This is a genomic window from Streptomyces sp. NPDC032822, assembly GCF_055578825.1.
In genome coordinates this window covers 214372-240450 of record NZ_JBVIOL010000005.1, presented here as the reverse complement: position 1 = coordinate 240450, position 26079 = coordinate 214372, and the positions used below count along the sequence as shown (strand labels likewise).

General features: G+C 71.1%; 21 protein-coding genes. 8 read left to right on the top strand and 13 right to left on the bottom strand.

The features are described from left to right. Positions 1-22: 22 nt before the first annotated feature. Positions 23-1702, bottom strand: a complete 1680-nt coding sequence (locus ACZ5VD_RS16685) for a rhamnogalacturonan lyase B N-terminal domain-containing protein (RefSeq protein WP_468548055.1) — start codon at positions 1700-1702, stop codon at positions 23-25. A 225-nt stretch (positions 1703-1927) separates the two neighbouring features. Between ACZ5VD_RS16685 and ACZ5VD_RS16680 the strand changes: the two genes are divergently transcribed. The 3 genes from ACZ5VD_RS16680 to ACZ5VD_RS16670 all read left to right on the top strand — a co-directional run bounded on the left by ACZ5VD_RS16680 (position 1928) and on the right by ACZ5VD_RS16670 (position 6799). Further along, complete coding sequence (locus tag ACZ5VD_RS16680) at positions 1928-2971, top strand: rhamnogalacturonan acetylesterase (RefSeq protein ID WP_468682563.1); 1044 nt, start codon at positions 1928-1930, stop codon at positions 2969-2971. A gap of 91 nt (positions 2972-3062) precedes the next feature. Then, complete coding sequence (locus tag ACZ5VD_RS16675; RefSeq protein WP_468548053.1) at positions 3063-4775, top strand: DUF2264 domain-containing protein; 1713 nt, start codon at positions 3063-3065, stop codon at positions 4773-4775. A 5-nt stretch (positions 4776-4780) separates the two neighbouring features. Then, a complete protein-coding gene (locus ACZ5VD_RS16670; RefSeq protein ID WP_468682562.1) occupies positions 4781-6799 on the top strand; it encodes a PE-PGRS family protein in 2019 nt (672 codons plus the stop codon). On the opposite strand, the gene ACZ5VD_RS16665 is transcribed toward ACZ5VD_RS16670, so the two are convergent. After that, on the bottom strand, positions 6789-6938 hold the full coding sequence (locus ACZ5VD_RS16665; protein WP_468548051.1) for a hypothetical protein: 150 nt from the start codon (positions 6936-6938) through the stop codon (positions 6789-6791). The two genes, ACZ5VD_RS16670 and ACZ5VD_RS16665, sit on opposite strands and share 11 nt — an antisense overlap. Before the next feature lie 123 nt (positions 6939-7061). Here ACZ5VD_RS16665 and ACZ5VD_RS16660 point away from each other — a divergent pair, with 123 nt between their 5' ends. Continuing rightward, entirely contained in the window at positions 7062-7844 is a 783-nt protein-coding gene (locus tag ACZ5VD_RS16660; RefSeq protein WP_468682561.1) for an isocitrate lyase/PEP mutase family protein, read from the top strand. Between the two features lie 7 nt (positions 7845-7851). Here the strand turns inward: ACZ5VD_RS16660 and ACZ5VD_RS16655 are convergent, their stop codons facing one another. Beyond that, the gene (locus ACZ5VD_RS16655; protein WP_468682560.1) at positions 7852-8436 is read right to left on the bottom strand and encodes a TetR/AcrR family transcriptional regulator; all 585 of its coding nucleotides are present in this window, start codon (positions 8434-8436) and stop codon (positions 7852-7854) included. A gap of 101 nt (positions 8437-8537) precedes the next feature. Beyond that, positions 8538-9857, bottom strand: coding sequence for a jacalin-like lectin (locus tag ACZ5VD_RS16650; RefSeq protein WP_468548048.1), 1320 nt, complete (start codon positions 9855-9857; stop codon positions 8538-8540). 362 nt (positions 9858-10219) lie between these two features. Between ACZ5VD_RS16650 and ACZ5VD_RS16645 the strand changes: the two genes are divergently transcribed. Then, the gene (locus ACZ5VD_RS16645) at positions 10220-10342 is read left to right on the top strand and encodes a hypothetical protein (RefSeq protein ID WP_468548047.1); all 123 of its coding nucleotides are present in this window, start codon (positions 10220-10222) and stop codon (positions 10340-10342) included. Positions 10343-10411: 69 nt separating this feature from the next. Then, positions 10412-11737, top strand: a complete 1326-nt coding sequence (locus ACZ5VD_RS16640; RefSeq protein WP_468682559.1) for an MFS transporter — start codon at positions 10412-10414, stop codon at positions 11735-11737. 14 nt (positions 11738-11751) lie between these two features. Here ACZ5VD_RS16640 and ACZ5VD_RS16635 read toward each other — a convergent pair whose 3' ends face one another. From ACZ5VD_RS16635 to ACZ5VD_RS16595, 9 genes are all read right to left on the bottom strand, one after another. Continuing rightward, positions 11752-12552 carry an ABC transporter permease gene (locus ACZ5VD_RS16635; RefSeq protein WP_468548045.1) on the bottom strand — a complete coding sequence of 267 codons (801 nt, stop codon included), beginning with the start codon at positions 12550-12552 and terminating at the stop codon, positions 11752-11754. A 5-nt stretch (positions 12553-12557) separates the two neighbouring features. After that, positions 12558-13361 carry an ABC transporter permease gene (locus tag ACZ5VD_RS16630; protein ID WP_468682558.1) on the bottom strand — a complete coding sequence of 268 codons (804 nt, stop codon included), beginning with the start codon at positions 13359-13361 and terminating at the stop codon, positions 12558-12560. Continuing rightward, positions 13361-14365 (bottom strand): ABC transporter ATP-binding protein, encoded by a 1005-nt coding sequence (locus ACZ5VD_RS16625; RefSeq protein WP_468548043.1) that lies wholly within the window; start codon positions 14363-14365, stop codon positions 13361-13363. The genes ACZ5VD_RS16630 and ACZ5VD_RS16625 overlap by 1 nt, the downstream gene beginning before the upstream one ends. Before the next feature lie 131 nt (positions 14366-14496). Beyond that, positions 14497-17391: a glycoside hydrolase family 2 TIM barrel-domain containing protein gene (locus ACZ5VD_RS16620; protein WP_468682557.1), complete on the bottom strand. Its 2895-nt coding sequence runs from the start codon at positions 17389-17391 to the stop codon at positions 14497-14499. 28 nt (positions 17392-17419) lie between these two features. Beyond that, positions 17420-18313, bottom strand: a complete 894-nt coding sequence (locus ACZ5VD_RS16615; protein WP_468548313.1) for a carbohydrate ABC transporter permease — start codon at positions 18311-18313, stop codon at positions 17420-17422. A gap of 8 nt (positions 18314-18321) precedes the next feature. Then, positions 18322-19287, bottom strand: coding sequence for a carbohydrate ABC transporter permease (locus ACZ5VD_RS16610; protein ID WP_468548041.1), 966 nt, complete (start codon positions 19285-19287; stop codon positions 18322-18324). A 20-nt stretch (positions 19288-19307) separates the two neighbouring features. Beyond that, positions 19308-20570, bottom strand: coding sequence for an ABC transporter substrate-binding protein (locus ACZ5VD_RS16605; RefSeq protein ID WP_468682556.1), 1263 nt, complete (start codon positions 20568-20570; stop codon positions 19308-19310). Between the two features lie 242 nt (positions 20571-20812). Beyond that, positions 20813-22069 (bottom strand): ROK family transcriptional regulator, encoded by a 1257-nt coding sequence (locus tag ACZ5VD_RS16600; RefSeq protein WP_468548039.1) that lies wholly within the window; start codon positions 22067-22069, stop codon positions 20813-20815. A 112-nt stretch (positions 22070-22181) separates the two neighbouring features. After that, positions 22182-23435 (bottom strand): FAD-binding protein, encoded by a 1254-nt coding sequence (locus ACZ5VD_RS16595; RefSeq protein WP_468682555.1) that lies wholly within the window; start codon positions 23433-23435, stop codon positions 22182-22184. 129 nt (positions 23436-23564) lie between these two features. Between ACZ5VD_RS16595 and ACZ5VD_RS16590 the strand changes: the two genes are divergently transcribed. Both ACZ5VD_RS16590 and ACZ5VD_RS16585 read left to right on the top strand, forming a co-directional pair. Then, the gene (locus ACZ5VD_RS16590; RefSeq protein ID WP_468682554.1) at positions 23565-24572 is read left to right on the top strand and encodes a hydroxyacid dehydrogenase; all 1008 of its coding nucleotides are present in this window, start codon (positions 23565-23567) and stop codon (positions 24570-24572) included. Between the two features lie 128 nt (positions 24573-24700). Next, entirely contained in the window at positions 24701-26056 is a 1356-nt protein-coding gene (locus ACZ5VD_RS16585) for a radical SAM protein (protein ID WP_468548036.1), read from the top strand. Positions 26057-26079: the final 23 nt, after the last annotated feature.

The window sequence follows — 26079 nt, the reverse complement described above, 5'->3', positions numbered from 1 at the left end:
CGCCCCCTCGGGTCAGGCCGGCTCAGGTCAGCAGATCGAGCGCGTCGATCGCCGTCCCCGCGCTGAGGTAGGAGGCCGCTCCCGACCCGCTCACCACGTTGATCTTCAGCACGTTGTACTGACTGGTGTCCGTGAGCCAGGCGCTCGCCGGCACGTTGTAGGTGAACGTGGTGTTGTTGCCCCGGTAGGTCCCCACGGTCAGGGACCGGGTGCTCGGCTGGGTGGGCGGGGAGGGGATGGCCGACGTCCAGGCGTTGTTGACGACGACCTGCGGGCGGCCGTTCGCGTAGGCCGTCGTCACGCCGATGCGCAGGGTGTGCGCGGCGGCGGCCTGGGCGGCGGTCAGCTTGAAGTACACCAGCAGGCCGCTGTTGACGTCCTTCCAGATGTAGCAGGGGAAGCCCGAGGTCTCGGTGCCGCTGCCGATGACCACGTTGCCGGTCCAGGCGGCGGCCCGGACGTCGGACGGATGCGCGTACGTCATCAGGTCGGCGTTCTTGAAGCCGCTCGGCGTGCCGTTCCAGTCGTTGATCCGCCAGATCGCGCTCGCGTTGCCCGGGTCGTTCGTGGACGGGATCGCGATCGAGTTGAGCGTGGTCGTGCCACCGGCCGACACCGACACCGAGGTGGTGTAGACGGCGAGTTCGCCCTTGAACACGGTGAGCGTGTACGTCCCCGGAAGGACACCCGCGAGGGAGAAGTAGCCGTCGGAGGCGCGGGCCGAACCCCAGTACTGCGCGGCCGAGTTGGCGATCCCGACGGTGTACGCGTACGCGGTGTTGCGCCCGGTGATCCCGACGCCGGCGACCTTGCCCCGGCCGCCCGCGGCGACGTACCCGGAGATGCCGAGCGAGTCCGCCCACGGCGTGGTGAGGGTGCCCGGGAACAGCGACGAGGAGGGGGCGCCGCCGTCCGTGAAGGCGATGACGTACGGCCCCTGCAGGCCGAAGCGCTGGTCCTCGGTCTGGGACATGCCGTACCAGAGGATCTCGTACAGGCCGCCGCCGTCGGCGCTCTGGTGGCGCAGGAGGGAGCGGTAGAACGGGCCGCCGGAGGCCTTCTCGTGGTTGCTCCGGACCACGTACAGGCCGACACCGCCGGCCGCCCAGCCGACGTGGCTGTAGTCCATCACCCGCAGCTTCGAGTAGTGCTTCGAGCGGGTCTGGCCGTCGGACTTCGCGAAGACGTCCGAGGCCTCGACGGTGCTGTTCGTGTACGTGTACGCGTCGGGCTGGTCGTTGAGGAACAGGCCCGCCTTGACGCGCAGGATGAACCGGGTCGCCGAGACCGACGCGTCGGCCTTGTTGGTCCACACGTAGACGTTGTTCTCGCCGCTGCGGGCCGCGTAGTAGTGCCTGAGCGTGCCGTACGCGACGCTGACCAGGATCGTCGAACCGGACTGCTTGATCGTCACCGTGGAGGCGCCGAGGCCGGACTCGATGTGCGAGTTCATGCCGCCGTAGCCCTGGTACTCGGTGCCCCGGTAGACCAGCGACGACAGGTCGCCGTTGGACTTGCGGACCTTGAAGACGAGGTTGGCGCCGGTGTCGACGACGTAGTTCGTGCCGTCGTCGGTGTAGCCGAAGGCCGCGGCGGACGCGCTCTGGGCCGGCGGCCCGGCGAGGGCGACGGTACCGGCCGCGGCGGCGGTGCCGAGAACGAAGGTGCGGCGGCGAACCGGTCTGTTCACGGATCCGGACATGGGGGTGCCTCCTTCGGGAGGTGTGTGGGGGTGCGGGTGCCGGGCCGTGCCCGGCGATTCCGTTTGGCAGAGTGACAGTTGAATCGATTTCGCGAAAGGGCTTTCGTCGCCCTCGTGTTGGCGATCGTGTGAAATCGCCGCGGGGTCTAGAAAGCGCTTGCCGAGAGCGGTACGGTCCAGCGGCCAAGCCTGTTCGTCCCGTCGCAGGACTGTCGGAGGAGCCGTATGAGACGTTTCAACCTCGCCGTGCTGGCGGCACTGACCCTGGGTGCCGGCATGGTCGCCGCACCGGCCCAGGCACACGGTGGTCAGCGCCCCCTCGGCATCGAGAACTGCACCGCCACGTCCTGCCACTTCGACGTCGCGCCCGGCACGTACGACGTGAAGGTCCTCCTCGGCGGCGACGCCGGATCGAGCACGAGTGTCGCCGGCGAGACCCGGCGCTCCCTGCTCCCCGAGACCGCCGTCGCGGCCGGCAAGCGCCTCTCCCGCAGCTTCACCGTCGACGTCCGCACCCCCGAGGGCGAGCCGACCGGCCCCGAGGGCACCCCCGGCCTCGACCTGCTCCTCGGCGGCTCGGCGCCCGCGCTCGCCCGCATCGAGGTCACCCCGGCCCGGCACGCACGCCAGGTCTTCCTCGTCGGCGACTCCACGGTCTGCGACCAGCCCGGCGACCCGTACTCCGGCTGGGGCCAGCAACTGCCCCAGTACCTCCGCAAGGGCGTCTCCGTCGCCAACTACGCCGATTCCGGCGAGAGTACGGTGACGTATCTGGGGAACCCACAGCTGTGGGCCACCGTCCAACCACGGATCCACCGCGGCGACCTGGTCCTGATCCAGCTCGCCCACAACGACAAGACCACCGACGAGGCGACCTACCGGGCGAACCTGGAGACCCTGGTGGCGGGCGTCCGGGAGCGGGGCGGCAAGCCCGTCCTCGTCACCCCGATCGTGCGCCGCTGGTTCAACTCCGACGGCACCCTGAACAACGACGTCGCGCTGCTGGTCAACGGCCTGGGCGTGAACCATCCCGAGGTCGTGCGCTCGGTCGCCGCCGCCAAGAGGGTCCCGCTGATCGATCTGACGGCGAAGACGAAGGCGGTCGTGGAGGCGCTGGGCGTCGAGGGCTCCAAGGCGCTGTACCTCTACAACGAGAAACGGGACAACACGCACACGTCCGCCCACGGCGCGACCGTGTACGCGGAACTGGTCCGCGACGAACTCGTCGCCCTGCATCTGGTGCCCAAGGGCCAGGTGCGGGTGGGATAGACCCCTGGGGCGCTCCGACCGGAACCGGGGCGCCCCAGGCTTCAGCCGATCCACCGGACCGGACCGAGTGATCCCCGCGCGAAAGAGACCCATGCACCTGCCTCCCGACGACCGCACCCTCAGCCCGCTCACCGGCTGCACCCGCGCCCACTGGGAGGCCGCCGCCGACTCCCTGCTCGCGGCCGTGGAGCCGTACGCCACCGAGGACCGCGCCCTCTACCACTTCCCCTCCCCGGGCAACCGCCAGAGCGTGTCGGGGAGGCTCTCCGACGGGCTGGAGGGCTACGCCCGAACCTTGCTGCTGGCCGCCTTCCGCCGTGACGAGACCGCCCTCGAACGCTACGCCGACGGACTCGCCGCCGGCGTCTCGGGCGTCTGGCCCCGCATCGAGGACCGCGGCCAGCCACTGGTCGAGGCCGCGTCGATCGCCCTCGCGCTCCGGCTGACCCGCCCCCTGCTGTGGGACCGCCTGGACGACGGGGTGCGCGGGCGCGCGGCGGACTGGCTCGGCGACGCGCTCACCGCCGAGGCCTGGCCCTGCAACTGGGAGTTGTTCCCCGTCACGGTCGGCGGCTTCCTCCAGGAGATCGGCTACGAGAGCGACGCCTCCCGCAAGGCGATCGACAACGGCCTGGAACGCATCGAGCGTTGGTACGTCCGCGACGGCTGGTACACCGACGGCGACGGCCGCAAGTTCGACTACTACAACGGCTGGGCGATGCACCTGTACCCGGTGCTGCACGCCTGGCTCGCCGGCGACGACCGACTGCTCGACCTCTACAGCGGCCGACTGGAACGCCATCTCGCCGACTACGCCCGCCTGTTCGGCGGCGACGGCGCGCCGATGCACCAGGGCCGCTCGCTCACCTACCGCTTCGCGACGACCGCCCCGCTGTGGCTCGGCGCGATGACCGGCCGTACGCCCCTGTCCCCGGGGGAGACCCGGCGGCTGGCCTCCGGCGCGCTGAGGTACTTCCTGGACCGGGGCGCGGTCGACTCGCGCGGCCTGCTCACCCTCGGCTGGCACGGCCCCGACACGGCGGTCCTGCAAGGCTATTCGGGCCCGGCGTCGCCGTACTGGGCGAGCAAGGGATTCATCGGACTGCTGCTGCCGCCGGACCACCCGGTGTGGACGGCGGTCGAGGAACCCGGCCCGGTCGAGCGTGCGGACGCGGTCACGCCGATCGCCGCACCCAACTGGCTGCTCCAGTCCACCCGTTCGGACGGCCTCGTCCGCCTCCACAACCACGGCAGCGAGGACGTCCGCTACGACCCGCACTACACGCGCCTCGCCTACTCGACGGTGACGACACCTGCACCGTCGTACGACAACAGCGTGATCGTCGGCGACGATCCGAGCCGCACGGGCATCGAACCGCTGGGCGTCGGCGAGGGGTGGGCGGCCTCGCGGCACACGGCGGGCGGCGGAGCGCGGGTGACGAGTGTCGTGCTCGCGCGGGGAGCCGTGGAGGTGCGGGTCCATGTGGTGGCGGGTGCGGAGCCGGGGACGGCGGTACGGGTCACCGGGTGGGCGCCGGCGGACGGCGTACGGGCGGAACTGGTCCCGGTGACCGGCCTCGACGCCGGACTGACGGGGGTCACCGGTGACGGCGACACCCTCTTCGTCGCGCTCGCGCGCCTCACCGCCGAACCGGACGCCCTGCCGCTGGGGGAGACGGTGAGCGTGGCGGCCGACAGGGCGGGGGAGCTGACGGTCCGCTGGAGCGCGGGGCCCGAGGTGCGGGTGGGGTGGGACGGCTCCGGAGTGCGGGTCGATGCGGGGGAGCCCCGTCGGGCAGGATGAGCCCCATGACGGGTGACGGAGACGAGACGTTCGACCTGTTGCGGCGGGCCGGGCTGGAGATCGCCGGCGACCGGCGGGTCGAGGAGGTGCTGCCGCCGCGGTCCGCGGGGCGGCGCGTCGTCGGGTTCGAGATCGAACCGACTGTGCGGGTGCGCACGGACCGGCCCGATCTCGTCGACGCGGTCAACCGGGAGTGGCACCGCCTGGCGTCGGAGGCGGGGATCCTCGACGAGGACGGCGTCTTCCTGATCTCCGTAGCCGGCGGTGATCCCTGCGGCGGCCCGTGCGCAGGAGCCTGCGGCGGCACGGAACAGCCCTGGACCCGGGTCCGGCTCACCGCCGGCTGGGACCTGGCCGGCGTGCTCGGCGAACGGCCCGGGCAGCCGGAGTTCCTCACGCTCTCGCTCGACGGGGACGCCATGGTGGCCGCCACGGTCGAGGAGTACGACGTCTGGCTGATCGCCGAGGAACAACTCGCCGAGCGGCAGGAGGCGGAGGCCGTGGCGGCTGCGGCGGTCGCCGTCCGGGAGACCCCGCAGGAGCGGGCAGCCGCCTGGGCGTCCCTGTTCCGTGGCCCGGGCCCCGGCGAGAAACTGCTTGACGCCTGGGCGCGCGGGCTCTCCCGGAACCAGGCCACCCCCGGGGACGTCCGGGTCGGGCTCATCGGCAGGTCCCGCTACCTGACGTTCCGGCCCCTGCCGACCGAGGTGGCGGACGCGGCGCTGGCCCACCCGGACTGGAACGTGCGGTCCATCGTCGCCGAGATGCAGCTGAACCTCACGCCCGAGCAGTGGTCCCGCCTGATCCAGGGCGCGGCGAACACCCGGGAGCGACGGGTCCTGACCCTCGTCGCCGCCGACCGACGGGCCGAACTCACCGAGGACACCTGTCGCGGACTCGCCGCCGATCCGTCCGCCGCGGTCCGCGCCGAGGTGGCCGCCGTCGTGAACCTGCCCGCGTCCCTCGCGGTCTCCCTCGCCGCCGACGCCGATCCCGGGGTGCGGGCCTCGGCCTGCCGGGTGGCGTGGCCCCGGTTGGACACCGAGGGACGCCGGGCGCTGCTGGCCGATCCCGAGGACCGGGTGCGCGGGATCGCCCTGCTGCTGCACCACCGCGAACACCCGATGCCCCGCTCGGTGTTCGAGGCCGAGAAGGTGAGGACGTCCGAACTGGAGACGCTCAGTCTGGAGCCCGACCTCGCCGACCACCTGGCACGGCACGGCGAGTGGGGCGAGCGCGTCGCCCTCGCCGCCAACCCGTGTCTGGACCCGGACCTGGTCGCCCTCCTGGCCGAGGACTCCCACGCGGCCGTGCGCTACGCCGTGTCGCTGCGAGGCGATCTCACCGAGGAACAACGCGCCCGCATCCCCATCGACTTCGACCCCGGGGTACACGCCCGCGAACTCGCCTGGGTCCAGGCCCTGCACCACGACGAGGACGCCATGCGCCGCTTGGCCGCCTCGACCCACCCCCTGGTCCGCCGGAGCGTCGCCCGGGCCCGGCACCTGCCGCCGGACGTCGTCGCCCGCCTCGCCCACGACGAGGACCGGGTCGTGCAGCTCTTCCTCGCCGAGTCCTGCGACGACGCGCCGGCGGACGTGCTCATGCGGGTCTGGCAGTGGTGGACGGGCAGCCTCACCGCCCCCGACCGGCCGCGCGGCCACCCGAACTTCCCGCGCCACGACCTCCTGCGGTACGCCGACGACCCGAACCCGCGAATGCGCCGACTGGCCCCGGACGACCCGCGGTCCACGGCGGAGCTGGTGGAGCGGCTCAGCCGGGACCCGAGCAAGGAGGTCCGCTACCGGGCCCTGACCGACCCGCGGTTGCCGGTCGCGTGTGTGGTGCGCATGCTGGATGACCCGCACGAACACCTGCGCCATGCGGCGGCCGTCGACCCCCGGCTGCCGGTCCGCGTACTGGTCCGCCTGCTGCGGGACACCGCCACCGCGGTGACGGCCGCCGAGAATCCGGCGCTGCCCGAGGAGGTCATGCGCCGGATGGCGGGGTTCCCTACGGAGTGACCCGGGCGATGCGCAGGGTCGTCCAGGTCGGGGACGCGCCGGTGAGCGCGCTCGCGTAGCTCGGCTTGACGGGCACGTACGCCCAGCTCAGCGTCCCGTCCTTCCGTACTGCGATGTCACCCGTGATCCGCGCGCTCACGACCTTGTCCGCACTCTGGAACGTGCCGTTCCAGTCGATGAGCCGGAGATGTGTGCCCGCGACGGGGCTGTTGCCCGCACACTTCGGCCGCCACCGAACCGACCCGCCCCTACGGTGGCGGACATGACCGCCTTCGCCGCCCTGCACCACCACGACGCCGGGGAGCCCCTGCTGCTCCCCAACGCCTGGGACCACGCCTCCGCGACGGCCCTCGCCGCGCAGGGCTTCCGGGCGATCGGCACGACGAGCCTGGCCACCGCCGCGGCCGTCGGCCTGCCCGACGGATCACCGGCGACCCGTGAGCACACCCTCCAGCTCGCCCTGACCCTGGGCACGGAACCGTTCCTGCTCTCCGTCGACGCGGCGGACGGCTTCAGCGACGACCCGGAGCGGGTGGCGGAGCTGGCCCGCGAACTGTCGGTGGTCGGGACGGCCGGCATCAACCTGGAGGACGGCATGGGGCCCGTCGCCCTGCACGCGCGGAAGATCGCCGCGGTGAAGTCGGCCGCCCCCGGCCTGTTCGTGAACGCCCGCACCGACACGCACTGGCGGCGCGACGGAGACCTCACGGAGACCCTCAACCGCCTCGACGCCTACCGACAGGCGGGCGCCGACGGCGTGTTCGTCCCCGGCCTGACCGACCCCGCGCGGATCGCCGCCCTCGTCCGCCGCCTCGACGTCCCCCTCAACATCCTCTACTCACCCACCGGCCCGACCGTCCCCCACCTCGCCGACCTCGGCGTACGCCGCGTCAGCCTCGGCTCGCTGCTGTACCGGACGGCGTTGGGCGCGGCCCTCGATGCCGTGCGGGACATCAGGGCGGGCCGGTCCGTCCGGGGTGCGGTGCCCTCGTACTCCGAGGTCGAGGCGTGGTCACGCGGGCGGCGGGAAACAGGGTCTCCCTAGCCTGGCCCTAGCCCTGGCTCCGCTCCTCGCGGGGCCAGTGTGCGAGGGCGAGGTGCAGCGCGTCGATCGCCTTGTCCCAGGAGGCCTGTACGGCACGCGGGTGGGCGAAGGCGCCGGTGGACTCCAGGGCGCAGTAGCCGTGGAAGGTGGCACGCAGCAGGCGCACGGCGTCGGTGAGGTCGGGTTCGGTGAGGCCGTAGGCGCGGAGCATGCCGTAGGTGATCTCGGCGGTGCGGAGCATGGCGGTCGAGTCCGTGACGAGGGCCGGGTCGACGCGGATCTGCGTGGCCGCGTACCGGCCGGGGTGCTGGAGGGCGTAGGCGCGGTAGGACCCGGCGAAGGCCGCCAGCGCGTCCTTCCCCGAGCGTCCCGCCACGGCGGCGGCGATCCGGTCGATCATCTCCGCGCCGGCGAGCAGCGCGACCCGGACGCGCAGATCCTGGAGGCTTCGTACGTGCGAGTACAGGCTCGCGTCCTTGACGCCGAAGTGCCGGGCCAGGGCGGACAGGGTCACGTTGTCGAACCCGGCCTCGTCGGCGAGATCGGCGGCGGCCGCGGTGATGCGGTCCGGGGTGAGACCGGCTCTGGGCATGGGGGATCTCCGTGACACGACACCGTGGACCTGGTGGCCCTGGCCCACAGCCTAGAGCCACTAGGCAGAGCCACCAGGTTCTGCTGCCCGGCCGGTCGGCCTCAGCCGATCGGCGCGTACACCACTCCCACCTTGTCGATCTCGGCGCCCGCCCGGCCCGTGAAGCCGGCTATCTGCCAGCCGGACGGGGCCGTGAAGGTCTTGGTGTTCGTGGTCGCGGTGCCCGAGGAGAGGGTGCGGCCCTTGTCCGTGGTGAACGCCGCCGAGAAGATCCTGGTACGGCCGTCTTTCTGACCCTGCGTCAGCTTGACGGAGGTGAGGTGTTCGCCGGTGGCGAGGGTCAGCGAGGTGGCCGTGCCGCCCGTGCCGCCGTGGGAGACCTTCGTACCGCCGTCATGGGTGAGGGAAATGGCGTCCAGACGGGAGTCGCCGCGCAGCGTCAGCGTGCGGGGCGACGGCGACGCGGGCAGGTCGTCCGCGTCGTTGAAGGCGGTGCCGTGCGGGCCGCCGAAGAAGTCACTCGCCTTCAGGGACGAGTTGAGGGTGTAGGAGAAGTCGACCGTGTGCGGGAAGTGGTCGGAGAGGTTCCCGCCCGCCGAGTCGAGGAAGGACGCCCACTCGTTGTGGTAGCGGGTGGCGTCCAGGGTCAGCAGTTTGCTGCCGCGGTAGAGGACCTTGTCGACGACCTCGCAGTCGTCGGTCGGCGCCGTCGTGGGGCACACCAGCGCGTCCGCGCCCTGCGCCGGGGGCGTACCGCCCTTCACCAGCTTCACCCACGGGTCCGTCAGGCCGTTCTCGCTCACCAGCGTGCGGATGTTGTCGCCGGAGCGGGTGTACCGGGTGTTCGTGTCGCCCATCACGATCACCGCGTTGCCCGCGGAGTTCGCCTGGATGAAGTCGGAGAGCTGCTCGATGTTGGCGCGGCGGGCGGCGAGCGCGTCGTCACTGGCGTCGGCGTTGGTGTGCACGTTGTAGAGGTCCACGAAGACCCCCTCGGCGAGCCGCACCCGGGCCAGCGAGAAGCCCTTCGGGGTCAGGCAGTTGGTGCCGGTGCAGGCGTTCCACTTCACCCGCTCGAAGTCCTCGAAGGCGTGGTCCGAAAGGGTGTTGAGACCGTCACCGAACGGCACTCCGCCACTTGTCGCGGTGCGGTACGGGTGGTTGTCCCCCGCGTACAGGGCCGCGTGGTAGTTGAAGTCCTCCTGGACGTTCACGATGTCGTACGACGCCAACCGCGGGGAGATCAGCGGGGTGTTGGTCGCCGGTCTGCCGGAACTGAGGCCCTCGGGGAGGCCCGCGACGTTGTACGTCAGGACGTTGAACGTGCCGGTCGTGGCCGCCGCCGCGGGCATCGCACCCGTCGCGGCGAGGCCGGTCACGGCCAGCGCGGCGGCAGCGAGGGTGCCGATGAGTCTTCTCATGGGGGGTGTCTCCATCGAGGGTTCGAGAGATCGGGGGTTCGAGGCATCGAAAGATCGAGCTTCGGGGGTTCGGGTGGTGAAGGTGAGCGGAGTTCAGGTTCAGCGGCAACCAGTGTGACCGGCAAGGTCGGTGGGGGAAACAGTGAGGGACGAGGTGATCTGCCGCGTCCAGGCCGACCGCCGCTCATCCGTCGGCCGTACGACGTTCATGTCCCGCGCCGATCCTCCGCGGGCGGCGCATCGGCGCCGCCGAGTCCGCCGCCCGCCCTGACGGTCGCGGACCCGCTCACGTCCTCCGCCATCGACCGGGTCACGATTCCCGGCGCCGCGGGCCGACCCGCCCCGGACACCGGCCTGGTGACATGGGGGCACGTACGCCCGAGTGGCGGCACGGCGAACTCGGCCTCATCGCCCTGCCCGCCGTGGGCGGCACCCTCGTCCTCTTCGAGGTCCCGGCCCCCACCCGGTGCTGCGCGGGCCAGTGAATATTCGTGTGCGGGCCGCCTCGGGTCCTCGTAGGGTTGCCGCGGACCGTGACCTGGGGAGGGACCCGCTTGGCGTTCGAGGCACAGCGCGAGGACGAACCGGGCCCTCGGGCACCCGGCACGCCGTCCACCGACCCGCCGCCCGCGAAGGGCGGCCGTCCGCTGTGGCGGCAACGGAACTTCGGGATCTTCTGGGTCGCGCAGACCCTCTCCGTCCTCGGTGACTCCTTCGCCCTCATCGCCCTGCCCCTGCTGGTCCTCCAGGCCACCGGCTCCCTCGCCCGGATGGGACTGCTCACCGCGGTCGGCGGAGCCGCCTCGGTGCTCGCGGCCGTCTTCGCCGGAACCCTGGTCGACCGGGTCGACCGCCGCCGCCTCCTCATCGCCTGCGACCTGGTGCGCATGGTGCTGTACGGCGTGATCCCGGTGGTGTGGCTGTTCGGCGAGCAGGTCTGGCTGCTCTACGCCGTCCTGCCGCTGTGCGAGGCCGTCGGCATGCTGTTCGCCGTCGGCTATGTCACCGTCGTGCGCAGCCTGGTCGGCACCGGACAGCTCACCGAGGCCAACGGCCGGCTGAACGCGACCGCCGCCGCGGCCGGCGTCCTCGGCCCGCTGTGCGCGGGAATGGTGGCCGCCTGGACCGGGCCGGCCGCGGCGGTGGGCGTCGACGCGGCCAGCTTCGGGGTGTCGGCCGCCTGCCTGCTCTTCGTACGGTTCGCCCCGCGCTCGGGCGACGAGGGCATCCCGGCGAAGGGAACCGGGGCGGCCGGCCTGTGGCAGGACCTGCGCACCGGCGTGACCTTCCTCTACGGCCACCCGGTGCTGCGCTCCCTGACCGCCCTGCTGTTCGTCTTCAGCTTCCTCACCCTCGGCATGACCGACCTGGTCATCTACCACGTCAAGCACGACCTCGGGCACGACGACGGCACGGTCGGCACCGTCATGGCCGTCGGCGCCCTCGGCACCATCACCGGCGCCCTGCTGGTGGCGCGGATCCGCCGCGGGCTCGGCTTCGGCCCGACCTGGACCGGCGCGGTCGCGGTGTGCGGGCTCGCGTTCGCCGGACTGGGCTGGGCCCAGGACGTGGCCGTCGTCGCGGCGCTCGGCGCGGCCTTCCTCGCCTGCGGCGGCATCGCGGGCACCTGCTCCATGTCCCTGCGCCAGGAGGTGACCCCGGAACCGCTGCTGGGCCGGGTCACCTCCGCCTTCTGGACCCTCCAGTACGCCGCCGCCCCGATCGGCGCGGCCGTCCTGACCTGGACCGCCGAACACCACGGCACCGCACCCGTCGGCCTGGTCGCCGGAGGGTGCTGTGTGCTGATCGCGGTGGCCGCGCTGTTCACCCCGATCCTGCGGTCCGGCGCCGCCGTGCCGTCGGCCGGTCCGGCGGCGTGAGGCGCGGCCGGACGTCAGCCGTTCACGCCCGCGTAGTACCGCAGGCTCCGCCGCCACAGCAGCCTCGCCCCCAGGTACGCCAGTGCCCCCAGCAGGGGTGAGGCCGCCGCCAGCCAGTACGGGACGCCGGTGTCGTGGCCGTGCCCGGTGAGGACGGCGGCCGGGAAGTAGGCGACGAACGCGAGCGGGAGACCGAAGGTGAGGAAGCCGCCCACCGCCTTGGGCAGCACGTTCAGCGGGTAGCTGCCGAAGGTGCCGAGGAGCTCCTCCAGCCAGCGCCCCCAGTAGTCGGCGGCCGGGAAGCGCAGCGAGGCGCAGGCCAGGGCCGTGAACAGGGCGGCTTCCAGCAGCATGCCGCCGATGATCGCGGCGACCAGGTACGAGATACGGCCCGCCGTCCAGTCCAGGTCGCTCCGGCTGAGCGCGCCCACCATCAGGCCCGCGGCGACGGTCAGGTCGCCGATCGCGTTGGTGGGGAAGTAGGCGAGCTGGATCTGGCGGTGCACCGACATGGGTCGCACCAGATAGGTGTCGATCCGCCCTTCCTGGATGTGCCGGCCGACCAGGTGCACCCGCCCCAGCACCAGCACGAACAGCCCGTGCGCGAGCATCCGGGTCGCCGGGATGAGCAGCACCTCGGAGCTGTCCCAGCCGCCCATCCCGGAGAACCGGGACAGCAGCACCGTCGCGAACACGATCACCGACACCTGCCAGATCGCGCCGATCGCGATCATCAGCAGGAACTCGGTGCGGTACTCCAACTGGGCACGGAAGTTGAGACGCGTGATGCGCCAGGCGATACGGACGCCGTTCACGGGCCTCAGCCTCCCTGGGAGATGACACGGAGGGCGGCGCGCCGCCACAGGAAACGGGTGAACAGGTGGAGCAGCACGACCCAGGCGGCCTGGATCGCCAGCTGTCCGGGCGCGTCCGAGAGCGGGATGCGGCCGATGTAGAGGGACAGCGGCACGCTCAGCGTGGCCTGGAAGGGGAGGAAGGTGCTCAGCGTGACGAACCAGTCCGGGAAGAACCACAGCGGCGCGTACACCCCGGACAGCAGGTTCTGCGCGAAGATCAGGATCAGCATCGCCGCGTTGTTGCGCACGGTCCAGAAGCACAGCTGGTCCAGGAGGAGCATGACGTGGTAGAGGACCAGCTGCCCGAGCAGCAGGCTGAGCGCGAACACCCCCGCCACCGCGGCGGATCCGGGCGGCTCGACCACTCCGGCGGCGAGACACATCAGGTATCCGCCGAGCGCCCACGCCAGGCCGTACAGCTGCTCGCCCAACGCCCGCAGGGCGTGGTATCGCTGCGGCGGCAGCGGGCGCAGGTACCAGTAGACGATCGTGCCGAAGTGCATGTGCTGGAGCACGGTGTCCCGGCCCGCGTACTGGTCCAACTCCCTGAGCCGGGAGGCCAGTACGGCCAGCACGCCGTACGTCACCGCCTGGTCGACGTCGAGTCCGGCGGTGGTGCCGGTCTGCGCGTACAGGCCGTGCCACAGGGAGGCGACCAGCACCACCTGGACGGTCAGCCGCAGTAGTACGGCGGTCATCCGGGGCGGGGTGTGCAGCTCGCCGAGCGGGGTGACGCGGGCGGTCCGCCAGGCGTGGAGGACGGCCATCACGCGTCCCCGGCCTGGACGTAGGCGGCCCGCATGACATCCTCCAGGTCGGCCTCGTCGAGGGCGATGTCCGTCACCTCGTAGTGCTCGATGACCGCCTTGAGGGCCTGGTGGACGGTGGGTGAGTCCGCTCCGTCGGGTGCCTCGGGACCGAACACGACCCGGGCGCCCTCGTGCCGCAGCACCGCGATCCCCGGCAGCGCCACGACCTGGGTGTGCGGGTCGGCGAGGGTGGCCCGCACCTGCCAGGTCGAGCCGAAGCGGCGCCGGATCTCGTCCAGGCCGCCGTCCAGGACCAGCCGGCCGTGGTTGATCAGGACGACCCGTTCGGCGAGCCGCTCGACCTCCGTCATGTCGTGCGTGGTCAGCAGGACCGTCCGGCCGCGCTGCTCCACCTGATGGCGGAGGAACTCCCGCACCTGCTCCTTGACCACCACGTCCATGCCGATGGTCGGCTCGTCGAGGAAGACGACCTGCGGGTCGTGCAGCAGGGCCGCCGCGAGGTCGCTGCGGACGCGCTGGCCCAGGGAGAGGTGCCGCACCCGGGTGTCCCAGAACGACGACAGGTCGAGGAGATCGTCGAACTCCTTCAGCCGGGCCGCGTGTTCGCCCTTCGGCACCTCGTAGATGTCCCGGAGGATCGCGAAGGACTCACGCACCGGAAGGTCCCACCACAGCTGGGTGCGCTGCCCGAACACCGCCCCGATGCCGCGGGCGTTGCGCTCACGCTCCAGGTAGGGCACCACACCGGCGACCCGGACCTCGCCCGCGGTGGGCGTGAGGATGCCGGTGAGCACCTTGATGATGGTGGACTTGCCGGCGCCGTTCGGGCCGAGCAGGGCGAGGAGTTCGCCCTGCCCGACGTCGAAGGTGACGTCGAGGACGGCGTGTTTGGCGACGCGCTCCGGGTTGACCAGGGAGCGCAGGGCGCCGGTGAATCCCGGGCGGCGGACGGTGGTGTGGAAGGTGCGGGACAGGCCGCGCACCTCGATACTTCCGCTCACGCAGTCGACTCCCTTGCTCCGGACGTGAGTTGCGGCCGGTCGGCGGGGAACGCCGACCGGCCGCGGGCACCTCACGACCGTCGCAGAATGTCGATCAATCGGTCAATGGACTAATTGATCACGGAGTTGGACTAACCGATGGCCGAGAAGACGAAGGAGAACTCCGCCGGCTCGGCCCGCAGGACGTACTGCGGCAGCGGGCCCGGACCGCACGACTGCGTACCGACGCCGTGGTGGCCGTGGTCGAGGTTGACCCACACCCCCGTGGCGGAGCCGCCGTCGGACGCGGTGCCGGCCGTGAGGTCGGTGAGGTGCGAGGCCGCGTCCAGCTGCTCGGTCGTCCAGCGGCGGGCGCCGAACCAGAACTCCGGGTCGCCCTCGATCCGCAGACCGCCGAGTTCCACCCAGCGGACGTCGGCACGGGCGCCGTTCTCCTGGGGGCGGACGTAGGGGGTCTGGAGTTCGTCCACGGTGGACCGCCAGCGGCCGAGCATCGACGCCTTGCGGCTGTCGGGATACGCCTCGCCGGGGCCGCCCCCGAACCACTGCACCTGGTCCGCGCCGGACAGCCCGAGCCGGACGCCGAGCCGGGGCAGCGGCACCGTCCACTCACCCTCGGGCGTCACCGACACGGTCAGCCGCAGCCGGTCACCGTCCGAGGTCCAGCGGTACACCGTGGCCAGGCCCACCTCGCGCGCGGCGGGCGCCACCCGGGTCCGTACCGTCAGCGCGTCCTCGCCCGCCTCCACCGAGTCCAGGCGGTGCTGCATCCGGTGCAGGCCCAGCTCGCGCCACAACGCCGTGTAGTGGATGCCGGTCTGCCACTCCGTGCCGTCGTCGTTGTCGGTCGGCGCCCGCCACACGTCCAGGCGCGGGTTCCGCACGGACACCGTGCCGATGGTCCGCAGGGCACCGGTGCGGGCGTCGAAGGACGCCGGGCCGAGGGTGATCAGCTTCTCGCCGAGAGCCGGCCGGTCGGTGGCCGCTACGGTCGGCGCGGTGCGCGCCGCGGCCGGGAACTGGCCCCAGGCCACGACGTGGTCCTTCGAAGCCCACGAGGTGTCGGCCGCGAGCAGCGCCCGGACCGTCCACCCCGTCTCCGCCCCGCGCGCGTCCGCCGGCGGTGCCGGCAGCTTCACGTCGGCACTCTCGCCGGCCGCCAGCGCCGGCACCGCCAGCGTGCCGGCCTCGACCGTCTCGCCGTCGACCTGGTACGACCACTCGAAGGCGAGCGCGGACAGGTCGGCGAAGTCGTGCCGGTTGGTGATCCGGACGGTGCCGTCCGTGCCGTCGCCCTCGATACGGACCGGCTCGATGACCTTCTTGTACTCGACCAGGCCGGGGGAGGGCCGCCGGTCGGGGAAGATCAGCCCGTCGCAGACGAAGTTGCCGTCGTGCAGCTCCTCGCCGAAGTCGCCGCCGTAGGCGTACCCCAGCTCGGGGTGCTTGACGCCGTGGTCGATCCACTCCCAGACGAAGCCGCCCTGGAGACGCTCGTACTTCTCGAACAGCTGCTGGTAGTCGGCGAGTCCGCCAGGGCCGTTGCCCATGGCGTGCGCGTACTCGCACTGGATGAAGGGGAGTTCGCGACGCCCCAGCGTGCCGCCGTCCAGGTGCCGGCCGATCTGCTCGACCTCGCCGTGGAAGGCGTACATCCGCGAGTACACGTCCGTGTCCCGGCAGTCCCAGTCGCCCTCGTAGTGCACCAGGCGGGAGGAGTCCCGGCCGTGGATCCACTCGGCCATCGCGGTCAGCCCGCGGCCGGTGCCGGCCTCGTTGCCCAGCGACCAGAAGACGACCGACGGGTGGTTCTTGTCCCGCTCGACCATGCGGGCCGCGCGGTCCAGCAGCGCAGGGGTCCAGCGGTCGTCGTCGACGGGGTTGTCCCGCCACTTCTGCTCGACGAAGCCGTGGGTCTCCAGGTCGCACTCGTCGATGACCCACAGGCCGTACTCGTCGCACAGGTCCAGGAAGGCCGGGTGCGGCGGGTAGTGAGAGGTACGGACCGCGTTGAGGTTGTGCCGCTTCATCAGCAGCACGTCCTCGCGCATGGTCTCCAGGTCGAGCGTGCGGCCCGTCTCCGGGTGCCACTCGTGCCGGTTGACGCCCTTGAAGAGGACCGGCACGCCGTTGACCTTGATCAGACCGTCTTCGAGGACGACCGTGCGGAAACCGATGCGCAGCGGCACCCGCTCACCCTCGGTCGCCAGCACACCGTCGTACAGATACGGCGTCTCCGCCGTCCACGGCCGCACCGGGAGCGTCACTGGCTCGCCGGTCGCGACATCGATGTCGAGGCCCGGCACGGTCACCCGGCCGTCGACGTCGGAGTCGACACGCAGGGTGCCCTCGCCCGTGACATGGTCGTAGGACGCGTGCACGAAGAAGTCGCGGACGCTGCCCGCCGGGCGGTGCAGCAGCGTGACGTCACGGAAGATGCCGGGCAGCCACCACTGGTCCTGGTCCTCCAGGTAGGAGCCGGCCGACCACTGGTGGACCCGGACCGCGAGCACGTTGCCGCTCGGCTTCAGCAGCGGGGCCACCGCGAACTCGTGCGCCAGCCGGGAGCCCTTGAACTCGCCGATCTCCGTGCCGTTCAGCCACACCCGGGCGCACGACTCGACGCCGTCGAAGCGCAGCACGGCGTCGCCGTCCTCGGGCCACTCCGCGGGCAGGTCGAAGACCCGCAGATGGTCGCCGGTCGGGTTCTCGGTCGGGACGTGCGGCGGGTCCACCGGGAAGGGGTAGAGGTGATTCGTGTAAATGGGCGCCCCGAACGCCCCGTCGCCCTGGAGGACCCAGTGCCCCGGGACCGTGACCTCGGCCCAGGCCCCGGCGTCGTAGCCCTCCTCGGCGAAGGAGTCGTCCTCGGCGTCGGCGGTCGGCGAGAGACGGAAACGCCAGCTGCCGTTGAGGGACAGGGCCTCCGCGTCGGAGGCCGCGTACCAGGCGCGGGGCGGGAGAGCCCCGCTGCCGGGTGCGACGTCCTCGACGTAGTCGACGGCCGTGGTAGTGCGGAAAGACATGGGTCTCCAGGTCCTGGGGGAAGGGGTGTCAGCCCTTGATGCCGGTCTGTGCGATCCCCTGCACCAGCCAGCGCTGCAGGAAGAGGAACACGAACACCAGGGGCAGGATGGACATGGCCGTGGCCATGAAGATCATATGGAAGACGACGGTCTGGTTGGTCATGTAGTTGGAGAGCGCCACCTGGACGGTCCATGCCTCCGGACTCTGGCCGATGACCAGGGGCCACAGGAAGGAGTTCCACCCCTGGATGAAGGTGATGGTCGCCATCGCCGCGAAGAAGTTCAGAGAGTTGGGCACCACTATGCGCCAGTAGGCACCCCAGTAGCCCAGTCCGTCCACGCGCGCGGCCTCCTCCAGTTCCTTCGGGAACCCGAGAAAGTACTGCCGGAAGAGGAAGCAGGTGAAACCACTGAACAGCCCCGGGATGATGAGACCGCGGTAGGTGTCCACCCAGCCGAGCGAGGAGACCAGCACGAAACTCGGGATGAAGGTGACCGCCGTCGGGACCATCAGGGTGCCCAGGACGGCGTAGAAGACCTTGTTGGCGTGCTTGTACGGGATGCGGGCCAGACCGTAGCCCGCGAGGGAGCACACCAGCAGGACGCCGACGGTGTGCAGGACGGCCACCACCGCCGAGTTCCACAGGGACTGGGTGAAGGGCACCGTCTCGTCGGTGAACAGTTCGCTGATGTTGCCCCACTGGATGTCCGTGGGGAAGAACTTCCAGTTCTCTCCGGTGATCTCGGCGTCGGTGGAGAGGGCGTTGCGGACCAGCAGGTAGAACGGCACCAGGAAGAGGAAGGCGGCGATCCCGGTGGCGATGTAGAGCCCGGTGGAGCTCATCACGCCGCCGCCGCGCCGGACGCGGCGGGGCTTGTCCGGCACCGGCGCGGATTCCCGTACCTCGGGTACCTCGGGCATCGTGGTGGTCACTTGGACTCCTCCCCCCTTCCGAAGCCCATGAACTTGCCCTGGAGCAGGGTCACGGCGCAGATCAGCACGGTCAGGATGATCGCGCCCGCACTGCCGGCGCCGTAGTCCTGACTCTCGCCCAGGGCCTTGTAGTACAGCTCGAGGAGGGGCGGACGGCCCCAGGTGGTCTTCGACAGGAGGTTGTAGAACTCGTCGAAGGCCTGGTAGGCGGCGACCAGCAGCAGCAGGACCACGGCGGTGGACGTGGCGCGCAACTGGGGCAGCGTGATGTACCAGAAGGTCTGCCAGCCCGGCTTGGCGCCGTCGATGGCGGCGGCTTCGTACAGCTCGCCCGGGATGTTCTGCAGCGCCGCGATGAACAGGATCATGTAGAAGCCGGCCTGCAGCCACAGACGTGCGCTGACGATGACCATCCAGTACCAGGGCGGGTTGGGGTCGGCCAGCCAGGCGATGTTCTCGATCCCGAACCAGCCGAGGACCGTGTTCATCAGGCCGAACCGGACGCCGCTGAAGATGGACATCTTCCAGATCATCGAGGCGGCGACGTAGCTGACGGCGGTCGGCATGAAGAAGACCGACCGGAAGAACGCCCGCATGAAGCGCAGCCGGTTCACCAGCAGGGCCAGGCCCAGCGAGAGCGCCCAGGTGGTGGGGACGATGAACACGGCGAAGGCGGTGAAGGTGCCGAGCGAGCCGACGAAGTCGTCGTTCGTCAGCATGTACGTGTAGTTCTCGAAGCCGACGAACTTGTCGGGCGTGACGGTGAAGCGGGCCTCGAAGAAGCTGAGCCAGAGGCTCCAGAGGATCGGCGCGTAGACGAAGATCGCCAGACCGATGAGGAACGGCCCCGTGAAGAGCCAGAAGTTGAGGGTGGGGCTGCCCCGCAGACCCCGCCGCGGCTTGGCCGGGGAGGCCTTCGCCGAGGCGGGGCGCGCGAGGTCGCGCGTCTTGGTCGTCGACATGTCGTGGTCCGTCCCGCGGCCTATCCGAACAGCTTCTTGAGTTCGCGGTTGACGGCCGCGTCGGCCTTGTCGAGGGCGGCCTCCGGGTCCATGTCCTTGCGGACGGAGTTGGCGAAGACGTCCTCGAGAGCGGTGATCATGGCCTGGGTCCAGCCGATGTTGTCGAAGTGCCCGAACTCGTTGAAGAGCTTGACGCCCTCGGCGGCGTTGCCCGACTTGAGCTTGGTGGCCGACTCTGCGATCGAGGTGCGCGGCGGGATGTGGAAGCCGAAGGACGTGGCCCACTCCTCCTGGTACTTCTTCTGGTCGATCCACAGCCACTTGACGTATTCCTTGGCGGCCTCGACGTTCTTGCCCTTGGCGTTGACGAACATCGACCAACCGCCGTTGTAGACCGACTGCTTGCCGGAGTCGACGGTCTTCGGGAAGGGGAAGACCCCCCAGTCGTCGCCGAGCGCGGCCTGGATCCCCGGCATCGCCCACATACCGCAGAACTGGATGGCACACAGGCCCTGGTTGAGCGAGGAGGGGTCCCAGGACTCGGTCGGCGCGCCGAGGAGAAGGTCGCCGCTGGTGAACAGCTTGCGCATCTTCTTGAGGCCCTCGATGACGCCGTCCGTGTGGTAGGCGATCTGGTTCTTCTCGTCGAGGGTGTCGGCACCGGCCGACCAGATCATCGGGTTGACGACGTTGTGCAGGTCGTTGCCCATGTACAGGCCCTTGACCTTGCTGGTGGTCAGCTTGGCGGCGGCCTCCATCAGCTCGTCGAGCGTGGTCGGCACCTCGACCTTGGCCTGCTCCAGCATCGACTTGCGGTAGAAGAAGAACTGCGGGTCGTCGATCATCCGGACGCCGTAGATCTTGCCGTCGACCGTGTGCGACTTGATGTCGGCCGGGTTGAAGTCGTCCTTGACCGGGTCGACGATGTCGGTCAGGTCCGCCACCTGGCCGCTCTTGATCATCTGTATCTGCGGGTGGAACTCGAAGAGGTCGGGCGCGTTCTTGGTGAGCAGCGTGGCGAAGAGCTTGCTCTCGAAGTCGGCACTGGTGATCCACTGAGTGGTGACGTTGGCCTTGTCGTACGCCTTCGCGTACTTCTTGATCGCCTGCTCGGTGCCCGCTTCGCCGTACGCGTGGAAGTACTGGACGAGCGCGTCGCCCGACCCCCCGCCGCTGCGGCCGGTGTTCCCGCCGCACGCGGTCAGACCGCCCGCCGCGGCCAGGCCCATCGCGGCCCGCAGTACGGTGCGGCGGTCCCAGTTGGGGTTGCTCAGTGCCGACATGGTGACGTCCTTGTCTCGAGTACGGCTTGCGGCTCTGTCGCTCAGCGCCAGATGGCTCAAAGGGACTTGCGGTGCCGGGACGTTAACCTTCGGCTAAGGCTTCGGCAAGGGGTTGGACGAAGCCTGTTCCAAGCGTTGTGCGGCGTTCGGAATACCGGACGTGAGGGGGTTCGGGCGCCTGCGGACCCGGCCCGGCACCGGCCGCCCGGAGGTCCCGCGGAGCTCGGCCGGCCGCCGCGGCCTCAGCCCCTCGGGCCGCCGCGCACCCGCACCCTCGGCGTCGACGGGCTCCGCTGTCCGACCGACTGGAGCGCCCCTTCGAGCGCGAAGGTCGCGGCGCCCAGGCACACCGGGTCGGTGGGGATGGGGGAGAGGACGATCTCGGTGGCGGCCATCGGCCGCGGCAGCGCGTGCCGGGCGACGGCCTCGCGCACCTCCGCGACCAGGGGTTCGCCGAGGGCGGCCGCGACCCAGCTGCTGAGCACGACCACTTCCGGGTTGAACAGGTTGACCAGGTCGGCGATACCGGCGCCGAGATAGCGGACGGTGTCGCGGACCACCTTGAGCGCCACCGGGTCACGCTCCCGCAGCCCCCCGGCCAGCGCGGCGATGGTGGCCGTCTGGTCGTCCGGGTGCAGCAGTGTGCTGTCGGGGCTCAGCTCCCGCAGGCTCAGCATGATCCCGGACGCGCCGACGTACGCCTCCACGCAGCCGTGCTTGCCGCAGCGGCACGGCCTTCCGTCCAGGACGATCGTGGTGTGACCCCACTCGCCGGCGCTGTTGCTGACGCCCCGGTGCAGCCCGCCGCCCAGGACGAGCCCGGCACCCACCCCGGTCCCGAGGTTGATCACCACGGCGTCCCCGCGTCCGCGCGCCGCCCCGAACCACAGCTCGGCCACCGCGCTGGCCCGCAGCGGGTTGTCCAGGTAGAGGGGGTAGGCGATGTGCTCGGTGAGCAGGTCGAGCAGGGGCACGTCGTGCCAGTCCCAGTTGGGCGCGTACTCCGAGATACCGGTCGCGCGGTCCACCTGACCCGGCACGCTCACGCCGACGCCGAGCACCCGGGCGCCCTCGATGCCGGCCTGTGTGACCACCGAGCCCACGGCGCCGGCGACATGGGCGACCACCTGCTCGGGGAGGCTCTCGCCGGGCCGGACGTCCTCCTCGGCGCGGGCCAGGACGTTCAGCCCGAGGTCGAACAGCTCGACATGGACGTATGTCTCCGCGATGTCGACGCCGATCAACGCGCCCCCCGACGCGTTGACGGCCACGAGCCCCCGGGGGCGACCGCCCGCCGAGTCCTCGAACCCGACCTCCGTGATCATCCGGAGTTCGAGGAGTTCACCGACGAGCGTGGCGACGGTGGCCAGACTCAGCCCGGTGGCCGCCGCCAGTTCCTGGCGTGACGTGGGTGAGGCGGCGATGATCTGGCGCAGTACCTCGTAGCGGTTCGCGGTGCGGATGTCGCGTGATGTGCGCTTCACCGGAGTTGCCCCCATCCCTTCCAGGCCGAGCCGGGACGGCAGCAGCACCGGCGCGGCGCAAGGCTATGGGCCGTGGAGGACTTTCGACAAGGGGTTAGGAAAGGGGCTTTATAAAGTCACCCGGAGGTCAGTCCGCCAGTACATTCTGCACGAAGGCGTTGGCGAATTTTCCCTCCGGGTCGAGCGCCCGTGCCAGCTTCCGGAAGTCGCCGAGCCGCGGGTAGCGCCCGCGCAGCACCTCCGCCGGGGTGGTGAACACCTTCCCCCAGTGCGGTCGCGCCTCGAAGCCGTCCAGCGCCCCCTCCAACCGCCGTACGACCGGCAGTACCGCGGCGGTGTCCTCGACCCAGGTGAAGTGCAGGGCCACGGTGTCCCTCCCGTGGGCGGGGCTCAGCCACTGCTCGTCGGCGGCGACGGTACGCACTTCGCAGGTCTGCAGGACGGAGCCGACGGTGTCCCGGATCCCGTCGATCGCGTGCAGCGCGTCGAGGGCGTACCGGCGCGGCAGCAGGTACTCCGACTGCAGTTCGGCGCCGCTGCTGGGCGTGAACTCGGCCCGGAAGTGCGGCAGCCGCTTGTGCCACGGCCCCGCGACCCCGAACTGCTCGGTGCAGTTGACGGCCGGCATGCCCGGCACCGGGTGCATCTTCTCCACGGCGGGCGCGGCCCACGGGAAGTCCGGCAGCGGCTGGTCGGTGCGCCGCTTGAGCCACACCTGCCGGAAGCCGGGCGCCCGCCAGTCGGTGAAGAGGCTCACGCTGTACGCCGAGGCCAGCACCGCCTCGAACGTCTCGAAGTCCAGCCCGGCCGAAGGGAGTTCGGTGAACACATACTGCTCGACCTCGAAGGCGGGCTCCAGGTCAAGGGTGAGTGCGGTGACGACGCCGAGGGCGCCCAGGGACGTCACCGCGCCGCCGAAGCGCTCGTCCCCGCGCCCGAGGGTGAGCGTCGACCCGTCCGCGGTGACGAGCTCCACCTCGCGCACGGCCGAGGCGAGCGGGCCGTTGCCGACCCCCGACCCGTGGGTGCCGGTCGCCACCGAGCCGGCCACCGAGATGTGCGGCAGGGACGCCATGTTGGGCAGCGCCAGCCCGTGGGCGTGCACCCGGCGGGCCAGCTCCGCGTACCGGACGCCGCCGCCGACCCGGACCGTGCGGGCCGCCGTGTCGACGTCGATCTCGACCGGCAGCGCGGCCAGGGACAGCAGCACCCCGCCGGGGCCCGGCTCGGCGATCTCGTTGAAGGAGTGCCCGCTGCCCAGCACCCGCACCCTCGCGCTGTCGGCCACGAGGGCGCCGAGCGCGGTGAGCGAGTGCGGGCGGTGCAGCTCCCCGGCGAGAAAGGTGATGTTGCCCGCCCAGTTGGTGACCGTCTCCGCCATGTTCGTCGTTCCTCCCGGAGAGTGCGTGTGCGTTGACCTTCTCATTTACCGCCACCTACCGTAGAGAGCGGTTTCTACGGCCGTGTCTCCCGCATGCTGTCGCCGTGTCCTCGACCGGAAGGCCCCGCCTTGCCCGAGCGTCCCCAGGCATTGTTCGCCATGACCGCCCAGAACGTGCCGCTGGTCTTCCCGCCGGACCTCCTCGCCAGGCTGCGGGCGACCGTGGACATCGACCCCGCCCTGGTCGCGGAGGACCTCACGGCCCCGGCGGTCCGCGAGACGCTCGCCCGCACCGAGATCCTCGTCACCGGCTGGGGCTGCCCCCGCCTCGACGCGGCCGTCCTCGACGCGGCGCCCGAGCTGCGCGCGGTGCTCCACTCGGCCGGCTCGGTGAAGGGCTTCGCCACCCCCGAGCTGTGGCGGCGCGGTGTCGCCGTCTCCTCGGCCGCCGAGGCCAACGCCGTCCCCGTCGCCGAGTACACCCTCGCCATGATCCTCCTCGCCGGCAAGGACGTCCTCGCCGGCCGGGAGCGACTGCGCGCCGAGCGTGTCCACCCCGGGTGGGGCCTCGTCCCCGGCGTCGGCAACCACGGCCGCCGCGTGGGCGTCGTGGGCGCCTCCCGGATCGGCCGCCGCCTCATCGAGCTGCTGCGCCCCTTCGACCTGCGCCCCGCGCTCACCGACCCGTACGTCGACGAGGCCGGGGCCGCCGCCCTCGGCGTACCGCTGCTCGGCCTCGACGACCTCCTGCGCACCTCCGAGATCGTCACCCTGCACGCCCCCGAGACCCCCGAGACCCGGCATCTGATCGGCGCCCGTGAGCTGGCCCTCATGCCCGACGGGGCGGTGCTGGTCAACACCGCGCGCGGCGGGCTCGTCGACCACGACGCCCTGATCGACGAGCTGCGCACCGGTCGCCTTTCCGCGATCCTCGACGTCACCGACCCCGAGCCGCTGCCCGCCGACTCGCCCCTCCTCGACCTCCCGAACGCCTTCGTCACCCCGCACGTCGCCGGCTCCCAGGGCAACGAGGCGGCCCGCCTCGGCGCGAGCGCCGTAGCCGAGGCGGAGCGGTTCGTGTCCGGCGGGCGGCTGGCCCACCCGGTGGATCCGGGGGCGCTGGAGCGGGAGGCGTGAGACTCCGGACACGGACAGAAGCCGGTACATCGGGGCATCTCGTGCGGTGGGAGGGACCCGGCACGGCTCGCGCGCGGGTGAGGGCATACCGTGAGGAGTCGTACGCCTGAGCCGGGAGGAGACACGGGATGGGCAGTCGTACCGCACTGGTCGAGGATCTGATGGAGCGGTTCCCGCACGTACCACGGGAGGCCGTCTTCAAAGAGGATCTGCTCCGGGGCGGGGTGGCCTTCGACCCGTCTGCCCTGAGCGACAACGAGAGTGGTGAGGTCAAGCCGAAGTCGTACTTCATCTTCTCCTTCGACCACGGCACCCTTCCCGAGCTCGGCGAGGCCGCGCTCCGGCGCCCGCCGGAGGAGATCATCCTCACGGGCGGGCCGTACGACCTGCGCCGGACCGTCGTGTCCGTGCGGGTGAACCCGGCCTCGCCCTACCGCGTGGCCGCCGACGCGGACGGCGTGCTCGGCCTGTACCTCGACGGCAAGCGCATCTCCGACGTCGGGGTGCCGCCGATGCCGGAGTACTACCGGCACAAGCTCTCCAACGGGAAGTCCGTGATGGAGGTCGCGCCCACCATCCAGTGGGGCTACCTGATCTATCTCACCGTCTTCCGGGTCTGTCAGTACTTCGGCGCCAAGGAGGAGTGCCAGTACTGCGACATCAACCACAACTGGCGCCAGCACAAGGCTGCCGGACGCCCCTACACCGGTGTCAAGGACGTCGACGAGGTCCTCGAAGCGCTGGAGATCATCGACCGGTACGACACCGCGAAGGCGTCCACCGCCTACACGCTCACCGGTGGCGCGATCACCTCGAAGCTGCAGGGCCGCGACGAGGCGGACTTCTACGGCCTCTACGCCAAGGCCATCGAGGAGCACTTCCCGGGCCGCTGGATCGGCAAGGTGGTCGCGCAGGCGCTGCCGCGTGACGACGTGCAGCGGTTCAAGGACTACGGCGTGCAGATCTACCACCCCAACTACGAGGTGTGGGACCGCCGTCTGTTCGAGCTGTACTGCCCGGGCAAGGAGCGCTACGTCGGCCGCGACGAGTGGCACAAGCGCATCCTCGACTCGGCGGACGTCTTCGGCGCGCGCAACGTGATCCCCAACTTCGTGGCGGGTGTGGAGATGGCCGAGCCCTCCGGCTTCACCACGGTCGACGAGGCCATCGCCTCCACCACCGAGGGTCTGCGCTTCTTCATGTCGCACGGGATCACGCCCCGCTTCACCACCTGGTGCCCCGAGCCGACGACCCCGCTCGGCAAGGCCAACCCGCAGGGTGCGCCGCTGGAGTACCACATCCGCCTCCTGGAGGCCTATCGCGCCACCATGGACGAGTTCGGCCTGTCCTCGCCTCCCGGATACGGCCCTCCCGGGCCCGGCCGCGCGGTCTTCTCCGTGAGTTCGTTCATGGACAGCCTTCCGGCCAAGGAGTCGGAGCAGGACCCGACGCAGGGCTCGGCGCCGGAGTCGGCCGAGGTGTAACCCGCCTGCTCGGAGCGGTAGTA

Coding starts and splice junctions, on each gene's coding strand:
- ACZ5VD_RS16600 (WP_468548039.1), bottom strand. CDS start 22,069: ATGGGGGCAACTCCGGTGAAGCGCACATCACGCGACATCCGCACCGCG.
- ACZ5VD_RS16620 (WP_468682557.1), bottom strand. CDS start 17,391: ATGTCTTTCCGCACTACCACGGCCGTCGACTACGTCGAGGACGTCGCA.
- ACZ5VD_RS16680 (WP_468682563.1), top strand. CDS start 1,928: ATGAGACGTTTCAACCTCGCCGTGCTGGCGGCACTGACCCTGGGTGCC.
- ACZ5VD_RS16670 (WP_468682562.1), top strand. CDS start 4,781: ATGACGGGTGACGGAGACGAGACGTTCGACCTGTTGCGGCGGGCCGGG.
- ACZ5VD_RS16645 (WP_468548047.1), top strand. CDS start 10,220: ATGGGGGCACGTACGCCCGAGTGGCGGCACGGCGAACTCGGCCTCATC.
- ACZ5VD_RS16630 (WP_468682558.1), bottom strand. CDS start 13,361: ATGGCCGTCCTCCACGCCTGGCGGACCGCCCGCGTCACCCCGCTCGGC.
- ACZ5VD_RS16595 (WP_468682555.1), bottom strand. CDS start 23,435: ATGGCGGAGACGGTCACCAACTGGGCGGGCAACATCACCTTTCTCGCC.
- ACZ5VD_RS16650 (WP_468548048.1), bottom strand. CDS start 9,857: ATGAGAAGACTCATCGGCACCCTCGCTGCCGCCGCGCTGGCCGTGACC.
- ACZ5VD_RS16605 (WP_468682556.1), bottom strand. CDS start 20,570: ATGTCGGCACTGAGCAACCCCAACTGGGACCGCCGCACCGTACTGCGG.
- ACZ5VD_RS16655 (WP_468682560.1), bottom strand. CDS start 8,436: ATGCCCAGAGCCGGTCTCACCCCGGACCGCATCACCGCGGCCGCCGCC.
- ACZ5VD_RS16660 (WP_468682561.1), top strand. CDS start 7,062: ATGACCGCCTTCGCCGCCCTGCACCACCACGACGCCGGGGAGCCCCTG.
- ACZ5VD_RS16585 (WP_468548036.1), top strand. CDS start 24,701: ATGGGCAGTCGTACCGCACTGGTCGAGGATCTGATGGAGCGGTTCCCG.
- ACZ5VD_RS16610 (WP_468548041.1), bottom strand. CDS start 19,287: ATGTCGACGACCAAGACGCGCGACCTCGCGCGCCCCGCCTCGGCGAAG.
- ACZ5VD_RS16685 (WP_468548055.1), bottom strand. CDS start 1,702: ATGTCCGGATCCGTGAACAGACCGGTTCGCCGCCGCACCTTCGTTCTC.
- ACZ5VD_RS16675 (WP_468548053.1), top strand. CDS start 3,063: ATGCACCTGCCTCCCGACGACCGCACCCTCAGCCCGCTCACCGGCTGC.
- ACZ5VD_RS16615 (WP_468548313.1), bottom strand. CDS start 18,313: ATGCCCGAGGTACCCGAGGTACGGGAATCCGCGCCGGTGCCGGACAAG.